The sequence below is a fragment of the Brevundimonas sp. genome (assembly GCF_004210735.1).
Lineage (GTDB): Bacteria > Pseudomonadota > Alphaproteobacteria > Caulobacterales > Caulobacteraceae > Brevundimonas.
On sequence record NZ_SDZL01000004.1, the window covers coordinates 56231 to 78279 of the forward strand.

General features: G+C 65.4%; 19 protein-coding genes. 12 read left to right on the top strand and 7 right to left on the bottom strand.

All coding sequences use genetic code 11. The features are described 5' to 3' along the window. Nucleotides 1–2 precede the first annotated feature (2 nt). From EON91_RS01560 to EON91_RS01585, 6 genes are read right to left on the bottom strand one after another with little or no spacing between them, the layout of a single operon-like run. Nucleotides 3–683 carry a TrbG/VirB9 family P-type conjugative transfer protein gene (locus EON91_RS01560; protein WP_292091130.1) on the bottom strand — a complete coding sequence of 227 codons (681 nt, stop codon included), beginning with the start codon at nucleotides 681–683 and terminating at the stop codon, nucleotides 3–5. Continuing rightward, nucleotides 680–1429, bottom strand: coding sequence for a VirB8/TrbF family protein (locus EON91_RS01565; protein ID WP_292091131.1), 750 nt, complete (start codon nucleotides 1427–1429; stop codon nucleotides 680–682). The genes EON91_RS01560 and EON91_RS01565 overlap by 4 nt, the downstream gene beginning before the upstream one ends. After that, nucleotides 1426–2634: a type IV secretion system protein gene (locus EON91_RS01570; protein WP_292091132.1), complete on the bottom strand. Its 1209-nt coding sequence runs from the start codon at nucleotides 2632–2634 to the stop codon at nucleotides 1426–1428. Before EON91_RS01570 ends, EON91_RS01565 begins: the two co-directional genes overlap by 4 nt. Further along, nucleotides 2634–5006, bottom strand: coding sequence for a VirB4 family type IV secretion/conjugal transfer ATPase (locus EON91_RS01575; RefSeq protein ID WP_292091133.1), 2373 nt, complete (start codon nucleotides 5004–5006; stop codon nucleotides 2634–2636). The genes EON91_RS01570 and EON91_RS01575 overlap by 1 nt, the downstream gene beginning before the upstream one ends. Beyond that, on the bottom strand, nucleotides 4985–5269 hold the full coding sequence (locus EON91_RS01580) for a VirB3 family type IV secretion system protein (RefSeq protein WP_292091134.1): 285 nt from the start codon (nucleotides 5267–5269) through the stop codon (nucleotides 4985–4987). The genes EON91_RS01575 and EON91_RS01580 overlap by 22 nt, the downstream gene beginning before the upstream one ends. A gap of 1 nt (nucleotide 5270) precedes the next feature. Continuing rightward, complete coding sequence (locus EON91_RS01585) at nucleotides 5271–5585, bottom strand: TrbC/VirB2 family protein (protein WP_292091136.1); 315 nt, start codon at nucleotides 5583–5585, stop codon at nucleotides 5271–5273. Between the two features lie 368 nt (nucleotides 5586–5953). Between EON91_RS01585 and EON91_RS01590 the strand changes: the two genes are divergently transcribed. Genes EON91_RS01590 through EON91_RS01605 form a run of 4 tightly spaced genes read left to right on the top strand, consistent with a single transcriptional unit; the run spans nucleotide 5954 to nucleotide 12065 of the window. Beyond that, a complete protein-coding gene (locus tag EON91_RS01590) occupies nucleotides 5954–7069 on the top strand; it encodes an Ig-like domain-containing protein (RefSeq protein ID WP_292091137.1) in 1116 nt (371 codons plus the stop codon). A 5-nt stretch (nucleotides 7070–7074) separates the two neighbouring features. Further along, the gene (locus EON91_RS01595) at nucleotides 7075–11328 is read left to right on the top strand and encodes an RHS repeat-associated core domain-containing protein (RefSeq protein WP_292091138.1); all 4254 of its coding nucleotides are present in this window, start codon (nucleotides 7075–7077) and stop codon (nucleotides 11326–11328) included. Further along, entirely contained in the window at nucleotides 11329–11781 is a 453-nt protein-coding gene (locus tag EON91_RS01600; protein ID WP_292091140.1) for a hypothetical protein, read from the top strand. 35 nt (nucleotides 11782–11816) lie between these two features. Beyond that, nucleotides 11817–12065, top strand: a complete 249-nt coding sequence (locus EON91_RS01605; RefSeq protein ID WP_292091142.1) for a hypothetical protein — start codon at nucleotides 11817–11819, stop codon at nucleotides 12063–12065. 139 nt (nucleotides 12066–12204) lie between these two features. Here the strand turns inward: EON91_RS01605 and EON91_RS01610 are convergent, their stop codons facing one another. After that, complete coding sequence (locus EON91_RS01610) at nucleotides 12205–13302, bottom strand: manganese catalase family protein (protein ID WP_292091143.1); 1098 nt, start codon at nucleotides 13300–13302, stop codon at nucleotides 12205–12207. A 48-nt stretch (nucleotides 13303–13350) separates the two neighbouring features. Between EON91_RS01610 and EON91_RS01615 the strand changes: the two genes are divergently transcribed. The 8 genes from EON91_RS01615 (at nucleotide 13351) to EON91_RS01650 (ending at nucleotide 21456) form a co-directional block, all read left to right on the top strand. After that, a complete protein-coding gene (locus EON91_RS01615) occupies nucleotides 13351–13524 on the top strand; it encodes a hypothetical protein (protein ID WP_292091144.1) in 174 nt (57 codons plus the stop codon). Nucleotides 13525–13594: 70 nt separating this feature from the next. Next, nucleotides 13595–15625 carry a glycoside hydrolase family 65 protein gene (locus tag EON91_RS01620; RefSeq protein ID WP_292091145.1) on the top strand — a complete coding sequence of 677 codons (2031 nt, stop codon included), beginning with the start codon at nucleotides 13595–13597 and terminating at the stop codon, nucleotides 15623–15625. A gap of 63 nt (nucleotides 15626–15688) precedes the next feature. Then, entirely contained in the window at nucleotides 15689–16258 is a 570-nt protein-coding gene (locus EON91_RS01625; RefSeq protein WP_292091146.1) for an SRPBCC family protein, read from the top strand. Nucleotides 16259–16281: 23 nt separating this feature from the next. Beyond that, nucleotides 16282–17457: a zinc-dependent alcohol dehydrogenase gene (locus EON91_RS01630; RefSeq protein WP_292091147.1), complete on the top strand. Its 1176-nt coding sequence runs from the start codon at nucleotides 16282–16284 to the stop codon at nucleotides 17455–17457. Between the two features lie 313 nt (nucleotides 17458–17770). Beyond that, nucleotides 17771–18280: a hypothetical protein gene (locus tag EON91_RS01635; protein WP_292091150.1), complete on the top strand. Its 510-nt coding sequence runs from the start codon at nucleotides 17771–17773 to the stop codon at nucleotides 18278–18280. A gap of 16 nt (nucleotides 18281–18296) precedes the next feature. After that, nucleotides 18297–18989, top strand: coding sequence for a PspA/IM30 family protein (locus EON91_RS01640; RefSeq protein WP_292091152.1), 693 nt, complete (start codon nucleotides 18297–18299; stop codon nucleotides 18987–18989). An 8-nt stretch (nucleotides 18990–18997) separates the two neighbouring features. Continuing rightward, on the top strand, nucleotides 18998–19633 hold the full coding sequence (locus EON91_RS01645) for a YqiJ family protein (protein ID WP_292091153.1): 636 nt from the start codon (nucleotides 18998–19000) through the stop codon (nucleotides 19631–19633). 29 nt (nucleotides 19634–19662) lie between these two features. After that, nucleotides 19663–21456: a flotillin domain-containing protein gene (locus EON91_RS01650; protein ID WP_292091157.1), complete on the top strand. Its 1794-nt coding sequence runs from the start codon at nucleotides 19663–19665 to the stop codon at nucleotides 21454–21456. Nucleotides 21457–22049 lie beyond the last annotated feature (593 nt).

Consider the following 22049-nt stretch of genomic DNA (forward strand, 5'->3'; position numbering starts at 1 on the left):
GCTCATCGGCGCGCCCCGGCGCGCAGGCGGGCGGCGCGCGCGGTCTGGCGATCCAGCCGGAAGACCAGGGTCTCGTGCACCGCGTCGATCACATAGCGGCCGTCGCGCACCTGACCGTCCAGCAGGATTTCCTGACCCTGATCGTCGATGGCGAAGACGGCGGGCAGCGTCTGATCGGGCTTCCATTCGATGGAGGTGCGGACGCCGTCATCGCTAATCGCGTCGGGCCGCAGGGCGCGGGCGCCGCTGAGGCGGTAGCGACGGAGGTCGGTAGCGGCGGGCTGGGGCGGCTGGTCGTCCGGATACTGGAAGCGCACAGCGAACGGCACATCGGGGGTCGGCGTGGCGACGGCTGTCAGCTCAAAACTGTACAGGCGCGCGCCGGTGACGACCGTCAGATTGGTGACGCTGCCGATCCGCAGCGGCTTGATGAAGAGGTGGTCGCCGCGATTGTTCGGCGTCACCTGCCAGGCGTCGCTGTCGCCGATGGCGATGTTCTCAATCTGCTCGCCCGGCCCAAAGGCCAGCGTGGTCTGATAACCGGAGGCGACCCTCAGGCCGACCACCTGGCCCGGGTCATAGGCCACGGTCTGAAGACGTGGGTCGGCGTCGTTGGCAGGCGGAAACTGGGCGGCGGCCGGCGTCGCGATCAGCAGCAGGGCGGGCAGCAGGAACCGCATCATGGCCGGGTCTCGTCCAGCGAAGCGGACGGGGCGGCGTCGACGCTGTTCGCCGCGACGTCATTGCGCGGCAGGGCCTCAGGGTCCTTGCGGTATTCGACGACCTGGAAGCCCAGCGGGTTCAGGAACCGGTCCTGGGCCGCCATGGGCTCGCCGGAGAAGCGATACCGCACCACGCTGACCCAGGGCTGCACCGACTGATATTGGCCCCCCGCGTCGCGCCGGATGGTTTCGAACCGGACCAGGGCCGATTGGTCCGACAGCGGCGACACGCTCTTGATCCGCGTCTCCAGCACCGTGGTGCGCGGATAGCGCGCCAGCGGTCCGGCCGGGTTCGAGGCCTGCATCAGGTTCAGATAGTCGTTGCGGGCGACGTCCGCCGACCACAGCCCGACCTTGCGATAGTCGCTCTGAAGCGTGGCGATGTCGAAGCTTTCGCGCGCGATCACATACTGGACCAGCATCGACTGGATCAGCGCCTGGTCGGCGGTGATCTGGGTCGGCTCCAGCGGCTTCAACGCTTGGACATAGCCGGTCGTGCGATCCACCAGCAGCGTATAGGGCTCGACGGTCTTCAGCGGCATGAGGACGATCAGGGCCATACCCTCGACTACGGCCACGGTCGCGGCGGCGCAGGCGACGATCCAGGCCGTGCGGCGCGATGACCGCAAGGCGGCGGCCTGATCGGTGGCCCAGCTTCCGGCCTCGCGATAGTAGGCGCTCAAGGCCTCTCGGCTGGACTGTTTCATGGGCGACGATCCCGAAGCGTGGCGGCCTGCGATTTGCGGGCGCGTGTGCGGCGCGCGGGCTGGCCGGAAGACATGGTCAGAAGAGCGGGCGCTGTGGCGGGGCCAGCCCCGGCGGACTGGACGGCGGCGCGCAGGCTGCGGCTGGAGGCCGGCCCGATGCGATAGGCGCCCTCGCGGCGTTGGGCGGCCGACAGGGCATTGGCGATGGCTGCGGCCCGCGTCGGCGCAGTGGCTGCGGCGTGGGCCGGGCCCACGGCGTTCGGCGTCTCGGCGGATGTGGCGGGCGCTTCGGCATGGGAGAGCGCCGGGATATGCACCGCGAAGGCCAGCCGCATCATCAGCCACAAGGCGCCGGTCGTGGCCAGGGCGAAGGCGAGGCACAGCACCAGCAGCTCGACCGGCGCCTCGGCCACCACGACCTTGGCCTGACGTAGTTGCAGCGCCTGGGCCAGCCACGGCTCCAGAAGGGCCAGTTGGACGCCCAGGATCAGCGTCACCGCCACAGACGCCAGTAGGGTGAACACCAGCGCCCGCGCCCAGCCGACGAACAGACCGCGCGCGATATCGAACAGCAGCAGCCCCGCGAACAGCGGCGCGAGGGCCAGTAGGATGCCCGAGCCCAGACGAACCAGGGCGAAGGCGGCCACCACCCCGGACAGGAACAGGATCCGGGCCGAGCCGAACGCCAGGTCGTCGGCCAAGGGCGCACGCTCCTGAGGTAGGGCGACGCCGTTCTGGTCGCGCGGGGCCCGGGACGTCAGGTCGCTGCGACCGCTGCCCAGGGTCGTCAGGCGCGCGATGGCGTCATCCGAGGTTTGCAGGCGGCGGACCAGGTCGCCATTGGCGCCGGGCAGTCCGGCCGGCGCGCCGATGGCGGCGCTCAACTGGGCCGGCCCCTGGACGATCACGTCATAGACGACCGTGCGATAGGCGGGCCAACTGGCGGCGATCAGCAGAACCACACCGACCTTGAGCACGGCCGTGACATTATCCTTCACGCCCGGCGCCCGGCCCAGGATCATCCGCAAGCCGAACAGGGCGATGAAGATGGTCAGCAGCGAGGTGATCAGCAACGAAAACGGTGAGCCCGGATCGGCCAGTGACTGATACCCCAGGGCGCCGATCGTGCGACCCTGGCAGTCGATATGCTCGAGCAGGGACGACAGGAAGGCGCCGCCCGTCGATACGCCGGGACAGGTCGCCATCACGCCTGCTCCAGCAGCGGCGCCATCCACAGGGCGGGATCGTCGCCGACCTTGGCGCGAATGTGGTCCAGCTTGCGGACGGTCTTTTCGCGACCGGACAGGATGGTCAGGATGTCCTGTTCGCCAAACAGGTCCAGGCGCGCCACCACGCTCTCGCCGCCGCGCTTGATCAGGAAGCAGTGGGCGCTGTCCGGCAGGGTGCGGACCAGGTCAAACTCGTGCGGGGTCAGGCCGAAACCTTGCACATAGTCCTGGGCTCGCGCCTTGGGATTGACCATGAAGATCTGGGTCGCGGCCTGTTCGACGATGGCGCTGGCGATGCGGCTTTCCAGCGCGTCCTGGGCGCTTTGAGTGGCGAAGCCGACGATGCCATTGCGCTTGCGGATGGTCTTTTCCCAATCCTTGATGCGCCGCACGAAGACGTCGTCGTCCAGCGCCTTCCAGCCCTCGTCGACGACGATGATCGCGGGCGAGCCGTCCAGCCGCTGCTCGACCCGGTGGAACAGATACATCATCGCCGGGGTGCGCAGCGTCGGCGTGTCCAGCAGCACCGTCATGTCGAAGCCGACCGTGTCGGCCGTCAGGTCGGTCAGATCCTTTGGATTGTCGAACAGCCAGGCGTGCTCGCCCTTGCCCCACCAGGGCCGCACACGGGACCACAGGTCGCCCGCACGCGGCCGCTGGTCGCCCCGGAACAACTCGACGATCCGGCCGAGGCGACGATGCTCGACCGGCTGTTCGAAATTGGCGGTGATCGCGTCGCGGATGCGCTCCAGCTCTTCCAGATCGGCGCCGCCTGCCAGCTGGCTGAGCCACTCCGTCAGGAAGCTGCGGTTGGCGGCGGTGTCCTCAAGCTGCAGCGGGTTCAACCCCGACGCCTCGCCGGGCCGCAGCACGTCATAGCGGCCGCCGATGGCGCGGATGAACAGTTCGGCGCCGCGATCCTTGTCGAAGAAGATGATCCGGGGCTGCAGCTTGCGCGCCTGGGCCAGCAGGAAGTTGAGCACGACCGTCTTGCCGGAGCCCGACGGCCCGATGACGGTGAAATTGCCCAGGTCGCCCTGGTGGAAGTTGAAATAGTAGGGGCCGGCGGCCGTGGTCTCCAGCAGGGTGACCGCCTCGCCCCAGTGGCCGCCGTGCGCCGATCCGGTCGGGAAGTTGTGTGCGCTGGCCAGACCGGCGAAATTGCCCGTCGAGACCAGCGCCCGCCGCGCGATATATTTGAAGTTGCCGGGGAACTGGGCCCAGAAGGCGGGCTCCAGTGCGATCTCCTCGCGCACGCCGACGATGCCCATGTCGGCCAGGGTGGCGGTGACCTCGGCGACGCCCTCATCGACTTGCGCCAGGGTGTCGCCATGAACCGCTATGGTCATGTGATGCTCGCCGAAACCGGCGCGGCCAGCGGCGACGTCATCCTTGGCCTGGGCCAGTTCGTCGCGCAGCGACAGGGCCTCGTCCTCGGCCGAGCGCATGCGGCGCAGCGCCAGGTTCATCTTCTCCAGCGAGGCCTGGCGCTCGACGAAGGCGAACGACTGGCTGACGGTCAGTTCGCACGGCAGGCGCAGCAGTTCGTCGAACATGCCGGGCGCGCTGAAGGCCGGATAATCCTTGATCGAGACCAGACCCTGGAACCGGTGGGGCACATGGCCCGCCGCGGACAGCTCGACCGCCTCCTGACCGAAGCTGACCCGCCGATAGGGCAGGTGGGCGCCCAGATCCTGATAGGGCATCAGCATCGGCCGCTGCTCGCCGTTGTACAGCTCCGACAGGAACTCCAGCGGTTCGGAACAGACGCCGTGCGGGGTGTCATAGACGCCCAGCAGGCGCGGCTCGTATTCGCCCAGGGCGGCGACCAGCGCCCGCCGTCCGGCGTCGAGCTGGGCGATCTCATGGGCGACGCTGGCCTTTGCATCCTGCGTCGCGCGCGTGATCCAGCCCAGCATCTGATCCGCCAGACCGATCCGGCCCTGCAGCGGACGGCGGATCAGGGTCAGATACAGGTCGTTGACGTACAGCTGCTTGGCCGCGATCCGCTCGGCCCAGATGTCGTTGAGCTTCTGCGAGAAGGCGTCGGGGAAGGCTGCATCACCGCCGACATCCGCCTGGCGCCGGACGATATGGTGATACAGGGCGAAGCGCGACGAGCCGATGGTCCGCAGGACGGCGTCGCGCAGCGTCTTGCGATAGTTGAGCTCGCTGGTGTCAGCCGTCTCGAATAGCAGGCCGCGCAGGTGGATGACCTGCATCAGCAGGCCGTCGCGCGTCTCGATCGTGTGGTCGTCGACATGCCGGGCATAGGGCAGGTGCGCGCCCGCCGGCTGCTCCCGCTTCACCGCGCGCGCGTCCTGGCTCAGGGACGGTAGGAGTTGCATCGCCAGATCTGATGGTTGCGGATCCGGGGACACAGGCGCACGCGGACCAGCCACAGGTCGATGATCCGGGGCTCACGCAGGCACAGCACAACGCCGACGCCATGGACCACCAGCGCGACCGCCAGCACCCACGGCGACCGGAAGATCAGGAACATCTCGGCCGCCAGCACCGCGTTGATGACGAAATAGTTGTAGGTGACGCCCGCGAACATCTGCGGCCGCGTCAGGGCGGTGAACAGCGGCGTGCGGTCGAGTTCTTCCACCTTATCCGAGTCCTGCGGTCGAACGGATGCCGGCCACGATGCTCACTGCCCCGAACAGGATGAAGCACCCCAGGATCACCACGCCGCCATGCCGCCAGTTGATCCGGCCAGTCAGCATCAGAAAGCCCACGCAGGCCACGGCGATGACCGCGACCACGGTGGCGACGGTGCCCAGCAGTGTGCCCTGAAGCCACTGCACGGCCGACACGATGGGCCCGGATCCGGCGGGATCGGCCAGCGCCGATTGCGCATGGGCTACGACCGGCTGCATCAGCGCCGCGCCGAACGCGACGGCTCCTGGTGTGATCCTGCGCATCTCGCCCCCCGGCAAACCCCAGCACTACCCAAGATAGACGCCAGATCGAAGCGCCTGCCAAGCCAAAAGCGGCTGGGCGGTGACGTGTGGGTCCGTCTATCCACAACCTCGGTATGATCAGAGGGGAATGGCGAGCAGAGGTATTTGAAGAAATCAATATAAACAATAATATAAACGTTCCATCCACAACCCAGATAAATGTAATCACTGGTTGAGGCTTGACGATATGGGGTTGTGTCGGACCCACTAGGCGTGTCTGGGGGGCTGGACGATTTGATGGGTGGGCTCGCTTCCAGGTGGAAACGCGGCTGATCCGGAAGCGCCGACATGCTCCCGTTTCGAGGTTCGTCCTCAGTCGGAGCGCCCTGTTGAGACACCATCAAAGACTCGCCGCTGTTGCGGCTCTGGCTGCAGCGTTAGGTTTGCCGGCGTCGGTCAGCGCAGGCACTCAGTACCAGTACGACACCCAGGGGCGGCTTATACGCGTCGCCTATGACAATGGGGTGGTGGTCCAGTACAGCTATGATGCGGCGGGCAACCGGTCTCAGGTCGCTGTTTCGGGTGTCAACCGCCCGCCAGTCGCCGTAAACGACAGCGCCAACGCCACCGCTTCGGCGTGGGTGGACATCATGGTGCGGGCCAATGATAGCGACCCGGACGGCGATAATCTCACGGTAACGGCGGTTGGCACGCCGACCGGCGGCGGCGCCGTCGCTATCCAGGGCGGCGGGACGCATGTTCGCTACACCGCCCCGGCGACGACTGGCGCCAAGAGCTTCACCTACACGGTCTCGGACGGTCGCGGCGGGATAGATACGGCTACGGTGACGGTCAATGTCGGCGCCGCCAACCGTGCGCCGGTGGCCGTGAATGACAGCGCCAGCGTCAACGCTTCGGCGTCGGTGGACATCATGGTCCGCGCCAACGACAGCGATCCGGACGGCGATCCGCTGACGGTGACTGCCGTGGGCGCCCCCTCGGGCGGAGGCACGGTCGCCATTCAGAGCGGCGGCACGCACGTGCGCTATACCGCCCCGGCCACGGGCGGCGCCAAGAGCTTCACCTACACCGTTTCCGACGGACGTGGCGGGACGGACGTCGCGACAGTCAGCGTCAATGTGATCCAGGCCAACCGGCCGCCGGTGGCGGTCAACGACCAGCGCAGGATCGAAGCCTTCAAGAGCGCCAATGTCTACGTGCTCAGCAATGACAGCGACCCCGACGGAGATCCGCTGACCATCACCAGTGTCACCGGAAGCGGTGCCTCGATCGGCGGCGGCGGCGCCTACATCGCGTACAGCGCCGGCGGGATCGGCCTGGCGACGGTCCAGTACACAATCAGCGACGGTCGCGGCGGCACGGCGTCGGCGACATTGGAAGTCGATGTCTATCGCATCTTCCCAGGTGATCCCTGGCCGGAACTACAGGCGCCCGAGACATCCGACGCCGTTGCCGACGCTCCCGCGACGCCCTCCGAGGATTGAGAAAAATGAACAAGCCCCTCACCGTCGCGGCCGCGCGCGATGCTCGCCCGTCTACGGCCCTGACTCTCGGCGTCAAACGGTCCTGGTTACTCGGTGCGTCAGCTTTGGCCTTGCTGACCTATGGCGCTCCGGCGGCCGCGCAATCAGTGCTCGTGGCGCCGCCCCCGACGCATTATTCGCTCGATCCGCGCGGCGTCGATGTGATCTCGGGCAAGGTGGTGTTGTCCACGGTCGACGCCAGCATCGGCGATCCCTCGTCCGGAGGGATGCAGTATATCCGCAGCTATGTCGGCAACGGCTGGCGGGACAACCTCACCGGCACGGTGGCCGGGCCCTCGTCCGGGCGGATGACGGTCAGCTTCGGCGGACAGTCCGAGGCCTTTACCGTCTCGGGAACGAGCTATACGCCGGTCACCCCTTCGGGTTCGACCCTGACCAAGGTCGGCGATGTATTCACCTACACCGCCCGCGACGGAACGGTCGCTGTCTTTTCCACCGTCTACACAGACGAATACGATCAGGCCCAGGGTAACCATATCCTGTCGCTGACTCGGCCGAACGGCGAAGTCCTCACCTACGAATACCGCACGGCCAGGCTCGAGAAGCAGGTCGAACCGCCGATTTACGTAAGCGTTACGCGCTTGCAAAGCGTCACAAGCAATCTGGGCTATCGGATTGAGCCGGACTACGAAATCGATGCAGCCTATCTGACGGGCCACCGCTCTGGCTTCCTCAAGATCATCGGCGTCACGGCCGAAAACCTGGCCACCAAGGCGACGGTCTCGGCAACATACGGCTCCGGTACGGTTACGCGAGCGGGCGCCACCACCACCTATGGCTTCGGTCCTCACGGCGTGACGTCCATTCGGCGTCCGACCAGCACGGCCAATGACATCGTCGTCACCTACTACACCGACGGGCGGGTTCAGAGCTGGTCCGACAATGGAAACACCTGGAACTATAGCTACAGCGTCGCCGGCACGACGCAGACGACGGCGATCTCCACGCCGGTCGGGTGGGTCGAGAAATACACGTCGAACCTGGCGTCCAATCGGCTGACGGCGTTCACCGACCCGCTGAACAATACGACGTCCTATCAGTACGACACTCAGGGCCGTCTGACGCGCTCGACCCTGCCGGAAGGCAACTACACGCAATACGCCTATGACGGTCGGGGCAACGTCACGACCACGACCAGCGTCGCCAAGGCCGGGACGGGCCTGCCGAATATCGTCACCAGCGCCGCCTATCCGTCGAGTTGTTCAAACCCCGCTACCTGCAACCTGCCCACATCGACCACGGATGCGCGCGGCGGGGTCACCAACTACACCTATGATCCGGTTCACGGCGGGCCGCTGACGGTCACGGCCCCGGCGCCCGTCAGCGGCGGCGTGCGACCCCAGACACGCTACACCTATGAGTCGATGTACGCCTGGTACGGACCGGGCAGCGTGATGGTCCAAGCGCCGACGCCGGTGACCCGCCTGACCCAGGTTTCGCAATGCATTACCGGCTCGACCTGCGCCGGAACGGCGGACGAAGTGCGCACCACCATCGGCTACGGCGCGGCCGGCGTGGCCAACAACCGCCTGCCGGTGGAGGTCTCGACCGGCGCGGGTGACGGCTCGCTGACCGCGACCACGAGCCTGACCTATACCGGCCACGGCGACGTGCAGAGCGTCGACGGGCCGCTGCCGGGCAGCAACGACACGGTCGCCTATCGCTATGACGCCGCGCGTCGTGTGGTTGGCGTCGTCGGACCGGATCCAGACGGAGCCGGCGCGCTGGTCAGGCCAGCCGTCCGCACCACCTACAATCTGGACGGCCAGGTGACGCTGGCCGAGCAGGGGACGGTCACCGGGCTGAGCAATGCCGACTGGACGGCCTTCACCTCGCTTCAGCAGGCCAGCACGACCTATGACACCTGGGGCCGCCCCATCCAGGCCCGGAACATGGCGGGCGGCACGACCTTCAGCCTGACCCAGGTCAGCTATGACGCCAAGGGGCGGGTGGACTGCGCCGTCACGCGGATGAACCCGGCGACCTTCGCCAGTCCGCCCGCCTCGGCCTGCACCCTGGCGACGACCGGCGGCTTTGGTCCCGACCGGATCGTCAAGACGACCTATGACAAGGCTGACCGGCCACTCTCCACCGTGTCCGGCTTCGGCGCGCCCTCGCCGGTGACCGAGAGCGTCACCTATTCGCCCAACGGCCAGCCGCTGACCCTTACGGACGGGGCGGGGAACGTCTCGACCCTGGTCTATGACGGCTTCGACCGCGCCGTGCGGATGCGCTATCCCAACGCCTCGGGCGGCGGCTCATCGACCACCAACTACGAACAGTACGGCTATGACGCCGCCGGCAATGTCCTGTCGCACCGCAAGCGCGACGGCCGGACGATCTCCTACGCCTATGACGCGCTGAACCGGCTGACGAGCAAGATCCTCCCGGACGGCTCGGGCCTGCCGGCCGCGGCGACGCGGGACGTCTATTACGGCTACGATCTGCGGGGCCTGCCGACCTATGCGCGGTTCGACAGTCACTCGGGCGAGGGGATCATCAATGCCTGGGACCCGCTGGGCCGTTTGACCTCGTCGACCACGACCATGGGCGGGGTCAGCCGGGCGCTGAGCTATCAATACGACCTGGCCGGCGCCCGGACGCGCATCACCCATCCGGACGGGCAGTACGTCACCTACGCCCGGGACGTGCTGGGGCGACTGGACATGGCGTTGATGAATACGGCGCGGGCGCTCGACCCTCGCTACGACGATCTGGGGCGAATGACCCACCTGTATCGCCACAACGGCGCCGGTTGGACCGTGCCGACTACCTACGGCTACGACGGGGCGTCGCGCCCAAGCTTTGAGCGGCACAATCCGGTCGGCACGGCGCACGACGTCACCACCACCTTCGCCTACAATCCGGTCGGCCAGGTGGCGGACCGCACGAACAGCAATACGGCCTATGAGTTTGGCGGTCATAGCGACAACCTGACCCGCACCTACACCGCCAACGGCCTGAACCAGTATCTGACGGCCGGACCGGCCAGCTTCACCTATGACGCCAACGGTAACCTGGCGACCTCGACCAACAGCGGGGCGACGGATGCGTTCGTCTATGACGTGGAGAACCGGCTGATCGGCGGGCCGAACGGTGCGACCCTGACCTGGGATCCGCTGGGCCGGCTGTTCCGCAGCGCCAGCAACAGCCACGCGGCGACAACCTATCTGTACGACGGCGACGACCTGGTGGCGGAATACAACGCTTCCAACGTCATGTTGCGCCGCTATATCCACGGCGACGGGGCGGATACGCCGCTGGTCTGGTACGAGGGCCCGACGACCGCCTCGCCGCGATACCTGTACGCCGACCAACTGGGCTCGATCGTCGCCGTCACCGACGCCACCGGCGCGGTGACGCAGGTCTACACCTACGACGAATACGGCATCCCCGGCCCCGGCAACGACGACGGGCGCTTCCAGTACACCGGCCAAGCCTGGCTGCCCGAACTGGGCCTGTATCACTACAAGGCCCGCATGTACTCGCCGTCGCTCGGCCGGTTCATGCAGACCGATCCGATCGGCTATGGCGACGGGGCGAACCTGTATGCGTATGTGCGGAATGATCCGATGAACTGGACCGATCCGACGGGGTTGTTTCAGGATAACACCACCACGCTCGAAGACTTGATTGTAACAGGATCTAAGTTGATTTTTGATTCGGGTGCATTCTCGTGGCAAGGACGTCAAGCGCAAACTACTTCCAACAGGGCGCCTCGGCGCCTAAGCCCAGCGCAACGGACGGAGTTGGAGCGGTTCTGCTCTGCAGCTACAGCACTAAGCGGTTCTTCCCAAGCATTTGATCTTGCGCATCAGATCGGACGTGCATCTGCGACACTGGCTAGTGGAAAAGAAATGGGGCTAGGTGCACTTGATTGGAATGTTCGCATACTTAACTGGGGGAGTGAAGCCACGCGGCTTTTTGGCGAGATCCGTGCAGGTCGCAATCCCAAAGCAGCTACCGCGGGGGCATTTGCCCGACTAGGCATTGATCATGCGGCGTCAAGAGCAGGCGCAGGCTTGGGGGGTGCCGCCGGTATGGGTCTTAGTCCAGCAGGCGCAGCAGTTATGGGAATGGTAGGAGGATTTGCCTTGCCCGCCCTTCTGGACTTGTCTGGAGTACGGGATGATATTGGTGATATAGCGGCAGGTTATGCGGTTGGTCTTGATCCAACTTCATGTTCGAGTGGTAGGTAAATGAAATACCTTGTAAAAGTATCACATGTAAAATTGATTGTTGCTGCCCTTCCTACGGTCATTTTTTGCGGCTGGATTGGCGCTCTCCTTTTTGCAAACATGATTAGAGCGGGAAGTGAAATACTTCAGCACCGTTCGTTTTTCTCTGGATCTGTAGGGATTATTTTGTGTGGACTGATACTGATTTTCATATTGATATCATTTATAAGTATAATTGTTAATAAAAATTATGGTATCTTCGAAAAAGATGGCTATCTATACTATTTTAGTAATGTTTATAGGAAGGTGAATGTAAATGAAATCGAGAATTTTTCCGTAAACAATTCATACTTATTTCCCAGGCTTTATATAAATCTTAAAGATGGTAGCGGTAGGGTTGTTATGTCCAATGTCATGGTTGGTCGTGCTCAGGACATGGCAGATAGATTAAATAAAATGGTGCTTTCGGGTTGATCCCCTAAGATGGCTGTCACGAGAGTGTCGTCAGGTTGACAGCCGGAAACGGCAACCTGGCGACCTCGACCAACAACGGGGTGACCGATGCGTTCGTCTATGACGTGGAAAACCGGCTGATCGGTGGGCCGAACGGCGCGACCCTGACCTGGGACCCGCTGGGCCGGCTGTTCCGCAGTTCCAGCAACAGCCATCCGGCCACCACCTATCTGTACGACGGCGACGACCTGGTGGCGGAATATAGCCCCGCCAATCGGCATCACTATTTGCTGTTCCAGCCTTAGCTGGTTTGAGGATTGTGTCCGACGTGTCGAGGGCTGTCGTCGCGGGCTTAAGCCCCGCCGCGCTTAACTGGTCCCGACAGTCGTCGCAGCAGCAGCCCGCTCGCTTCCTCACAGCTAAACGAGCGGGCTGAAGCGGGTTCTATTCCAGCGGGGTGATGCGGCCCGCACCGGGACCGGCGCCGAGATCGACGCCTGTGACGGGGTTTGAAGCAGGGTCGGAGGCGGTTCGGGCGGCGGCTGCGGCGACGGCCTTGGCGTCGTCCTTGTCCATCTTCACCGTGGCGAGCCCGTCGCCACCGTCGACGGCCTGCTGATCCTCCCTGGCCTCGACGAATTCCCATTGCTCGCCTTCGTTCCAGGATCCGCGCAAGTCGCCCTCGCCTTGGGACATATTGAAATATTTGTCCGCATAGTCCGGATGCCCGGGCAGCTTGCCGGGCGGGAAGTTGTTCTCGATCGAGTACAGCGCCTTCTCGAACGATTTCTGATGCGCCACCTCGCGGGTCATCAGGAAGGTGAGGGCGTCCTTGATGCCGGGATCGTCGGTGATGTTGATCAGGCGCTCGTAGACGATCTTGGCGCGGGACTCGGCGGCGATATTGGACCGCAGATCCACCGTGGGCTCGCCGCGACTATCGACGTAGGCGCCGCTGAAGGGCACGCCGGCCGAGTTCACCAGCGCGGGTCCGCCGCCGTACAGCAGGTGTGTGATGTGGCTGTCGCCCCCCGCGTTCAACCGCACCAGGGCGTCCGCCTCCTTGTCCACGCCTTCCGCCAGGCGGCCCTTGGCGCCCTTGTTGAGCATGGCGACGATCGAGCCGATGATCTCCAGATGGCTGAGTTCCTCGGTGGCGATGTCGAGCAGCATGTCCTTGCGGCCAGCGTCCTCCTCGGCGAGGCCCTGGGTGAAGTAGCGCATGGCTGCGGCCAGTTCCCCGTCGGCGCCGCCGAACTGTTCCAGCATCATGTTCGCGAGGACGGGATTGGGCTCAGCAACCCGGACAGTATACATCAGTCGCTTGTTGTGCATGAACATCGTGTCATCTCTCTCGATGGGCTGTGAGTCCGTAGAAGAGCGAGTCCGTCGCCGATGTTCCGATTGTGAAGCTAGTTGATAGAGGTTTGCAGGACGATCGGCAGATATCCTCCGCCGCCGCGCTTCAGCGAACGTGCTGAAGGGAAGTTGTTGGGCGAAGGCGTTTACGGGGTCGGCGTCGCTCTTCGTTTGCAGCCGCAACCAATGCCGATCCGAACGCTTGATAGGGCCTAGCCGGAAGGACAGCCCATGACCGAGCCCCGCCAGACCAAAGGACGTGAAAAGAACGGCGCCCTGCCCGGGGGCCGACCCGACGCCACGACCTCGGACGAGGCGGTGAAACGCACCGGGCGCCGCGAACAGACCACCGCCGGTCCGGACGGCCCCTCCGCCGAGGAAATCGGTGACACTTTCAAGTCCTGACGCCCGGTCCTGACGCATGTCCGATCATTCCCGCTCCTCTGCGAACGTCCCCATCAGTCCTCCTGATGCCGTGGGGCCCCGGCACGGGGACCTACCTGCCTATGTCAGCAATGGCTTGATCGGCCTGCGGGTGCGCGAAATGCCGCTGGACGCGGGCATGGCCCTGGTCAGCGGTCTGGCGGGCGAGCACCCGGAACACCGGGTCGAGGCGGCCGCGTCTGCGCCCTATCCCCTCGCTGTCGACCTGGCGGTGAACGGGGTCTGGCTCGGCGACCAGCCGTGGGCGGTCTCTGACATCGCCCAGCGCTACGACTTCGCCTGCGGCGAACTGCATAGCCGGTTCAAATTTGCGGCCGGCGACACGTCAGCGGACGTCGAGGTCGTCACCTTCGCCAGTCGCACGGCGCCCAGCCTGGTCTTGCAGGAGGTCGTCGTGGCGACCTCGGCCGCCTGCGAATTGACGCTTCGGCCGATCGTAGACGTGGGCGGCGTGCGAGGCCGCATGGCCCGCCGCCGAACGGACACGCCCGGCTCACCAGAGCCCGCCTGCGACGGCTCGCTTCTGTGGAAGACAGAGGGCGACGTATCGTCGTGCGGCGTGGCGCTGAAGACCGAGATCAAGCCGGAAACCGATTCGCAGGTCGCGGCGTGGGACCTGACCGGTCCGCTGGCCACCACCTATGTCGTGACGGGCGCGCGCAAGGCCCGGCTGCGCCAACTGGCCGCCCTGGTCCCGTCGGTGCAGCACGCCCGCCCGGACGAAGAGGCGGTGCGACGGGTCGCACGGGCGGCCGCCACCGGCTTCGACGCGCTGCGCCAGCGTAACCGCGAGGCCTGGTCCGATCTCTGGCGCGGCCGGATCGTGGTCAAGGGCGCCGCCGAGGATCATCAGGCGCTGATCGACGCGGCCTGTTTCTATCTGAACAGTTCGATCCACCCGGCCAGCCCGGCCTCGACCTCGATCTTCGGCCTCGCGAGCTGGCACGACTATCACTACTATTACGGCCATGTGATGTGGGACGTGGACGCATTCTGCGTGCCGCCCTCGATCCTGTTTCAGCCCCAGGCGGCCAGGGCGCTGCTCGACTTCCGGACGCGGGGGCGCGCCGCGGCGGGGACGAACGCCCGCCTGTCGGGACGTGCGGGCCTGCAATACCCTTGGGAAGCGGCGCCCATGACGGGGCAGGAGGCGGCGCCCGGCAGCGGGTCGGCCGCCCATCACGAAGATCATGGCTCGCTGCATGTCGCCCGCGCCTTCTCGCTCTACAGCGACATCACCGGCGACGACGCCTTCATGAAGGAGGACGCCTGGCCCGTGGTCTCGGGCGTCGCCGACTGGTTCGTCAGTCGCACCACCCGAACCGGGCGCGGGGTCGAGGTGCTGCGCTCCATGGGACCGGCCGAGGTGCCCGATCCACCCGACAACGACGCCTTCACCCTGATGGCCGGCGCTGACGTGCTCCGGCGCGCGATCCGTATGGCCGAGCGGATCGGCCGCCCAATTCCGGCGGCGTGGGTCGACACGTTGCGCGATCTCTATCTGCCGGTGCGATCGGACGGCGTCATCGCGGCGCACGACGACTTCCGCGTAACCGAGCCGAAGGGCGCGACGCCCTCGCCGCTGGCGGGCCTGTTCCCCTACGACTTTCCCGCCTCGGACACGCAGCGCCGTCTGACGCTGGACTTCTATCTGAAGCGGTGGCGCGACTATGCGGGGGCGCCGATGCTTCCGGCCCTCTATCCCGTATGGGCGGCCATGGCGGACGACCGGGAGCTGGCGCTGAAGCTGTTTCACGAAGGCTATGCGGTCTACGATCAGCCGCGCTTCCACCAATGTCTGGAGTATACGCCGAGCCACGCGGACAGTCTGGTTCGGGCGGGGCCGTTCTTCGCCAATCTGGGCAGTATGCTGATGGGCCTGATCTATGGCTTGGCGGGGCTGCAGATCGACGACGGCCCGCCCGAGCATTGGCCACGGCGTCCGGTCGTCCTGCCCACCGGCTGGGACAGCATCGAGATCGAGCGCCTGTGGATCCGGGGGCGCGAGGCGCGGTTGGTTGCGCGACACGGCGCCGAGCGCGCCGACATCCAGTTCCACTAGCGTCGCCATAGGAACGAAGCGCGTTCGGGCGGGGTTTGATCTTCTCATATCCAGGAGACGGCCATGCCCCAAACCACCGGCGGAACCCGCGCCGACGTCGGAACGACCGCTTTTGTCGACAAGGACCAGCGCGAGGGCGAACACGAGGCCTCGAGCGTTCGCGCCGTCCTGATCAATCGTCCGCGGCAGGCGCTTTATGACTTCTGGCGCGACCTGACGAGCCTGCCCCGCTTCATGGAGAATGTGAAGGCGGTCGAGCTACTGGAATCCGGCCGTTCGCGCTGGGTGGTCGCCGGGCCAGGCGGCCGCGATATCGAGCTGTACAGCGAGATAACCGAGGATCGTCCCGGCGAATACATCGCCTGGCGCGCCGTGGACGACTCCGACGTGGACCATGAAGGTTGGATCGAGTTCCGCGACAACGCCTTCGGCCGCGGGACCGAGGTCCGCATCTTCATCAGCTACGATCCGCCCGCCGGCGTGGTCGGCAAGGTCGTCGCCAAGGTGATGCAGCGCGAGCCCCGCATCCAGGCTCGCCGCGAGTTGCGGCGCTTCAAGCAACTGATGGAAACGGGCGAGATCGCCACGTCCCAGGCCCCCGACGCCGCGCCGCGCGGTTCCCGCCATTTCTGATCCTTTTATCCCAGGAGACGCTCATGCGCGCCCTTGTCTGGCACGGCAAACACAATGTTCAGGTCGACACCGTCCCGGACCCCCAGATCGTCAACCCGCGCGACGCGATCATCAAGATTACCGCCACGGCCATCTGCGGCTCGGACCTGCATCTGTACGACAGCGTGATCCCTGGCATGTCGAACGGCGACATCCTGGGCCATGAGTTCATGGGCGAGGTGGTCGAGGTCGGGCGCGGCGCCACCAGCCTGCAGGTCGGGCAGAAGGTCGTGGTCCCTTTCGTGATCGCCTGCGGCTCCTGCTTCTTCTGTGGCAAGCAGCAGTTTTCCGCGTGCGACAACTCCAATCCCGCCGACAAGTCCGATGCTTCCGAAATCGCTTATGGTTATCCGGCGGCGGGGCTGTTTGGTTATTCGCACCTGACCGGCGGCTACGCCGGAGGCCAAGCGGAGTACGCCCGCGTCCCCTATTCCGACATCGGCCCCATCGTCGTGCCCGAGGGAATCCAGGACGAGCGCGTCCTGTTCCTGTCCGACATCTTTCCCACGGGCTGGATGGCGGCCGAGAACGCCGAGATCGAGCCGGGCGACACGGTCGCGATCTGGGGCTGTGGGCCGGTCGGCCTGTTCGCCATCAAGAGCGCCAGATTGATGGGCGCCGGGCGGATCATCGCCATCGACCACCACCCCCGCCGTCTGGAGCTGGCCCGTGCGAACGGCGCTGAAACCCTGAACTATCATGAGGTCAAGGTGCGCGAGGCGCTGGTCGAGATGACGGCCGGGATCGGGCCGGACGCCTGTATCGACGCCGTCGGCATGGAGGCGCACGGCTTTGCGCCCGACAACATCATCGATGCGGTCAAGCAGGAGACGAAGCTGGGCACCGATCGCCAACACGTGCTGCGAGAGACCATCATGGCATGCCGCAAGGGCGGCCGGGTGTCTGTGCCCGGCGTTTACGGCGGGGTCGGTGACAAGCTGCCGATCGGCGCCTTCATGCAGAAGGGGCTGACCATCAAGACCGGCCAGACCCATGTGCAGAAATATCTGCCGGACCTGCTTCAGCTGGTGCTTGAGGGCAAGATCGACACCACCGACCTGATCAGCCACCGCCTGCCGCTGGAACAGGCGCCCGAGGGCTACAAGAATTTCCACGACAATCCGAACGAATGGACCAAGGTCGTGCTCAAGCCGCACTGAGGTCGGCCTTCTCAGGTTTTCAGCGCCCGCAGGGGGTTGAAACCTTCGACGGGCCGGCCGGCTCTCAATGGGTCTTCATGGAGAGGACCTCACAACAGGGCCCTGTCGCTTTCGGGCGGCGGGGCCTTTCTTCGATCCGGGCAGCCAAGCTGGGAAGATCGTTAGGAAGCGGTACGTCTATGCGTGGATCACCCTAGCGTTCTTTCTGGCTTCCTTTGGCCTTCACTGGTTCGTGGATCGTCTCGGCCCGCGACGTCACGACCCGATGAGCAGAGTGCGTTTACATTAGTGCTACATCGTATTACGAGTGCGTATGGCTTCTCTCAACACGCCCCTAAGCGTCAGGCTCTCCGGTGAGGACACCAGCTTCCTTGCGGAGCTGGAGGTCGATGGTGCGGTCACGGCCAGCGACAAGATCCGAGGCCTGATTCGGCAGGCGCGGCAGCGCGCCGAGCCGGTCGAGTCCTTTCCAGCGGCCTTGGTCGTCAGTCACGAGCAACTGGCGGCGGCGGTTCGCGCCGTGCGGATCATTGAGCAGGACCTGGATCGTCATTCTGACGTGGCCGCGGGTCTGATGACCACCGCGGAGGAATTTCTGGCCCTAGCGTTGACCGCGCCTCGTGCCGGGTCAGCTTGTGCGGCGGACGACCTGGTGCGGCATGAGGCCCGACTGGTTGATTGCGCCGCTCGAATGACCGACCAGTTGCTGCGCTGGGCTGTGACGCCCACGGCTCCGGCCTACGACCCGTCTGTCATCTCGCGACGGCTCGCCGAGTTGGCGGATTTGATGAAGCTTGTTTCTGCGGCCCCGGCCGCGCGCTAACGGAAGGATCAGGATCATGGCGGATACATTGGGCGCGCGCGTTGGTCGCATCGTCTCGGGCAGCGCGCATGCGTTGGTCGACGCTATTGAAGGCGCCATGCCGGACGCTGTCGTGCAGCAGACCCTGCGCGAGATCGACAAGGCGGTGGACGATGTCCGCACGGAGCTGGGCCGCGCCATCGCCAGCAAGCATCTGGCCAACAAACGCCTGACGGAACAGAGCAGCCGTCACGAGGAGCTGGCCGGCCAGATCGAACTGGCGCTGCGGGAAGGCCGCGAGGATCTGGCCCGCGCGGCGGTCGAGCATCAGCTGGATGTCGAGGCCCAGGTCCCGGTCCTGGAAGCGACCGTGGCCGAGGCGGGCAAGCGTGAAGTCGAGCTGGAAGGCTATGTCGCCGCGCTCATGGCCAAGCGCCGCGAGATGGAAGAGGCCTTCCAGTCCATGCTTCTGGCCCGTGCGCGCGGCGCCGATGAAGCCGGGGCAGCGACAGGCGGCGTGGGTTCGGACGAGAAGCCGAGCGTGGCCCGCCGCGTCGAGAATGCGACCGGCGCTTTTGATCGCCTCATGGCGCGCGAGGGCGCGCCGGCTCTCGGCGGTGTCGAGCGCGAACAGGGCGCCAAGCTGGCGGAACTGGACGGACTAGCGCGCCGCAACCGGGTTGAGGAACGTCTGGCCGCCATCAAGGCGCGCGCCGGCGATAAGGGCTGACGCCGCCGATGTGGGGGTTCCTCCTTTCGCCGGACAATGTCCCCTTCGTCGCCGCCCTGGTGCTGATGCTTCTGATCGGTGCGGTTGAGGCTTTGGGCCTCGGCGGCGGGATGGCGATCGGTGAGGGGGTCGAGGGGCTGGACGGCGACGTCAACGTCGAGACGCCGTCGCTGCTGTCCTGGATCAACGTCGGGCGGTTGCCGCTGCTGATGCTGGTCGTCGTTTTCCTGTTCGGCTTCGGTATGACGGGACTGATCGGTCAGCGAGTCGTCGCGGCGGTCATCGGCCAGCCGGGGCCGTGGTTCATAGCGGCGCCGCTGGCCTTTGCGGTCGCCCTGCCGGTGACGCGCGTCTTTGGTCGGGGTGTGGCCCGGATCATGCCCCGCGACGAGACCTCGGCTGTATCGCGCGACAGTCTGGTCGGCCGTGTGGCGGTGATCGTCACGGGTGAGGCAGCACAGGCCAGCGCCGCCCAGGCCCGCGTTCGCGACGAGCACGGCCAGGTTCACTACGTCATGGTCGAGCCCGACAACGCAGCGGACGTCTTCACGCAGGGCAGCAGCGTGCTTCTGGTTCGACACGCGGGCGCCAGATACTTCGCCATTCACAATACCAGCGTGTCACTGCGCGACGCGGCGGTCTGACGACTTTTACAGATTAGGGGCTGTTTTAAATGAACTCGATCATCGAGATCGCCATCATTTCGGGCGTGGGGCTTGTCGCCCTGTTGATCCTGGGGCTGATCTTCGCGCGTCTGTACAAGCGCGCCTCCAAGGAGACGGCCTTTGTCCGCACCGGCTTTGGCGGCGAGAAGGTCGTCATGAACGGCGGCGCTCTGGTCCTGCCGGTCCTGCACGAGACGATTTCGGTCAATATGAACACCCTGCGTCTGGCGGTTCAGCGCTCGAACGAGCAGGCGCTGATCACCAAGGACCGGATGCGCGTCGACGTGCTGGCCGAGTTCTATGTGCGGGTTCAGCCGAGCGCTGACGCCATCGCCTCGGCGGCCCAGACCTTGGGCTTGCGCACCATGAACCCGGTGGAGCTGAAGGAGCTGGTCGAAGGCAAGTTCGTCGATGCTCTGCGTTCGGTCGCGGCCGAACTGACCATGACCGAACTGCACGAGCAGCGGACCCATTTCGTTCAGAAGGTGCAGCAGGTGTCGTCGGAAGACCTGCTGAAGAACGGTCTGGAACTGGAAACCGTGTCGCTAACCGGCCTCGACCAGACGGCGATGGAGCATTTCAACCCGCTGAATGCCTTTGACGCCGAGGGCCTGACGCGGCTGACGCAGGAGATCGAGCTGCGCAAGAAGCTGCGCAACGACATCGAGCAGGACACCCAGGTCCAGATCCGCACCAAGAACCTGGAGGCGCAGCGCCGCACGCTCGAAATTTCGCGCGACGAGGAATACGCCCAACTGGAGCAGGAGCGCGAGATCGCCAACCGCCGGGCCGAGCAATCCGCCGACGTGGCGCGTCAGGAAGCCGAGAAGGCGCGCGAGGCCGAAGGCGCCAAGATCACCTCGCAGCAGCAGATCGATCAGGCCCGCATCGAGGCCGAGCGTCTGGTCGCCCAGCAGCGCATCGCCATGGAACAGGAAGTCGCCGAGCGCGAAATCTCCAAGGCGCGCGCCGTCGAGACCCAGGACATCGAAAAGGCCAAGGCCATCGAACTGTCCGAACAGGACCGCGACATCGCCGTCGCCGAGAAGTCGCGGGCCCAGTCCGAAGCCAAGGCCGAGGCCGACAAGGCTCTGGCTCTGGCCGTTCAGGCCGAGGAACAGGTCAAGACGGTGCGGGATCGCGAAGCCGCCGACCGTCAGAAGATCATCGAGCTGATCGAGGCGTCCAAGGAGGCCGAGCGTGATGCGATCGCCATTCGCGTCGCCGCCGAGGCCGAGAAGATCGCCGCCGCCGACCAGGCCGAGGCTCTGCGTGAACAGGCACGCGGTCAGGCCGACAAGACCACCATCGAAGCTGAGGCTCAGGCCCAGGCTGTGCGTGTCGCCGCCGAAGCCTCGCGGGTCCACTATGAAGTCGAGGCCGCCGGCCAGAACGCCCTGAACACGGCGGCCAACTTGCTGTCGCCCGAACAGGTCGCCATGCAGATCCGCCTCAAGCTGATCGAGAACCTGGACCGGATCATCGCCGAGTCCGTCAGGCCGATGGAGAATATCGACTCCATCAAGATCGTTCAGGTCGAGGGTCTGAGCGGCGGCGGCGCCTCGGCAGGCGCGGGCGGCGGCTCGCAGGACGGCAACTTGTCGGACCAGGTTGTCAGCAGCGCCCTGCGCTACCGCGCCCAGGCGCCCTTGGTCGATCAACTGATGGCCGAAGTTGGCCTGTCGGGCGTCGATCTGAATGGCCTGACGGGCGCGCTGCGCACGCCAACCCCTCAACCGCAGCCGCCTTCGCGCCCGACGACGAAAGGGAGCGGTGCAGGCGAAAGCCCGCAGACCGACTGATGAACGCCTTCAAGCGACGATCGATCTAGCTTTCGATCGTCGCTCCTTATTCCCAAACAAGCGCGCCTTCGCTCCTCGCGCCCCGCCCGCCGGGGGCGCTAGAAGAGCGGGGCTCATTGCGCCGGGCTGAGTAGAAGTGCTGGAGACGACGCGCATGCCCGACCGTTTCGAGGCGGGTATCACTCTGCCGCCACGCCGCTTCAGGACTGACTTAAGAAAAAACCGGCTCACAAGCTGCCTGGGATAAAGGGCTCGCTCAGGCGCTGCGCCAGCGCGGATGGAAATAAGCCGAAAGGCCGTTGACTCGCATCCGGGCATTCCCTAGATAGCCGCCTCCCCAGCGCTTCCGGGCGGCGGGGAAAACGTCGAGTTCTCCTTTTTAAAAGAACTGCTTGACACAGAGAACCGGCTTCCCTAGATAGCCGCCTCCGCCGCGAACGGGCGTTAAACGGTTTGGCCGGTTTGATCGGTCTTGGTCTTTGAAATCGTTGATCTGGAAAGAGAAACGCAGGCGGCGGTGTCCTGGCGAGAACCCTTTGGGGTTCTACAGTCGACACTGACATCTGCGGTCTTTTTGAAAAGACATACCATGA

Excerpts from the sequence above, each read along its gene's own strand:
- EON91_RS01560 (WP_292091130.1), bottom strand. The coding sequence starts at position 683 with ATGATGCGGTTCCTGCTGCCCGCCCTGCTGCTGATCGCGACGCCGGCC.
- EON91_RS01565 (WP_292091131.1), bottom strand. The coding sequence starts at position 1,429 with ATGAAACAGTCCAGCCGAGAGGCCTTGAGCGCCTACTATCGCGAGGCC.
- EON91_RS01570 (WP_292091132.1), bottom strand. The coding sequence starts at position 2,634 with ATGGCGACCTGTCCCGGCGTATCGACGGGCGGCGCCTTCCTGTCGTCC.
- EON91_RS01575 (WP_292091133.1), bottom strand. The coding sequence starts at position 5,006 with ATGCAACTCCTACCGTCCCTGAGCCAGGACGCGCGCGCGGTGAAGCGG.
- EON91_RS01585 (WP_292091136.1), bottom strand. The coding sequence starts at position 5,585 with ATGCGCAGGATCACACCAGGAGCCGTCGCGTTCGGCGCGGCGCTGATG.
- EON91_RS01595 (WP_292091138.1), top strand. The coding sequence starts at position 7,075 with ATGAACAAGCCCCTCACCGTCGCGGCCGCGCGCGATGCTCGCCCGTCT.
- EON91_RS01600 (WP_292091140.1), top strand. The coding sequence starts at position 11,329 with ATGAAATACCTTGTAAAAGTATCACATGTAAAATTGATTGTTGCTGCC.
- EON91_RS01615 (WP_292091144.1), top strand. The coding sequence starts at position 13,351 with ATGACCGAGCCCCGCCAGACCAAAGGACGTGAAAAGAACGGCGCCCTG.
- EON91_RS01625 (WP_292091146.1), top strand. The coding sequence starts at position 15,689 with ATGCCCCAAACCACCGGCGGAACCCGCGCCGACGTCGGAACGACCGCT.
- EON91_RS01630 (WP_292091147.1), top strand. The coding sequence starts at position 16,282 with ATGCGCGCCCTTGTCTGGCACGGCAAACACAATGTTCAGGTCGACACC.
- EON91_RS01635 (WP_292091150.1), top strand. The coding sequence starts at position 17,771 with ATGGCTTCTCTCAACACGCCCCTAAGCGTCAGGCTCTCCGGTGAGGAC.
- EON91_RS01640 (WP_292091152.1), top strand. The coding sequence starts at position 18,297 with ATGGCGGATACATTGGGCGCGCGCGTTGGTCGCATCGTCTCGGGCAGC.
- EON91_RS01645 (WP_292091153.1), top strand. The coding sequence starts at position 18,998 with ATGTGGGGGTTCCTCCTTTCGCCGGACAATGTCCCCTTCGTCGCCGCC.
- EON91_RS01650 (WP_292091157.1), top strand. The coding sequence starts at position 19,663 with ATGAACTCGATCATCGAGATCGCCATCATTTCGGGCGTGGGGCTTGTC.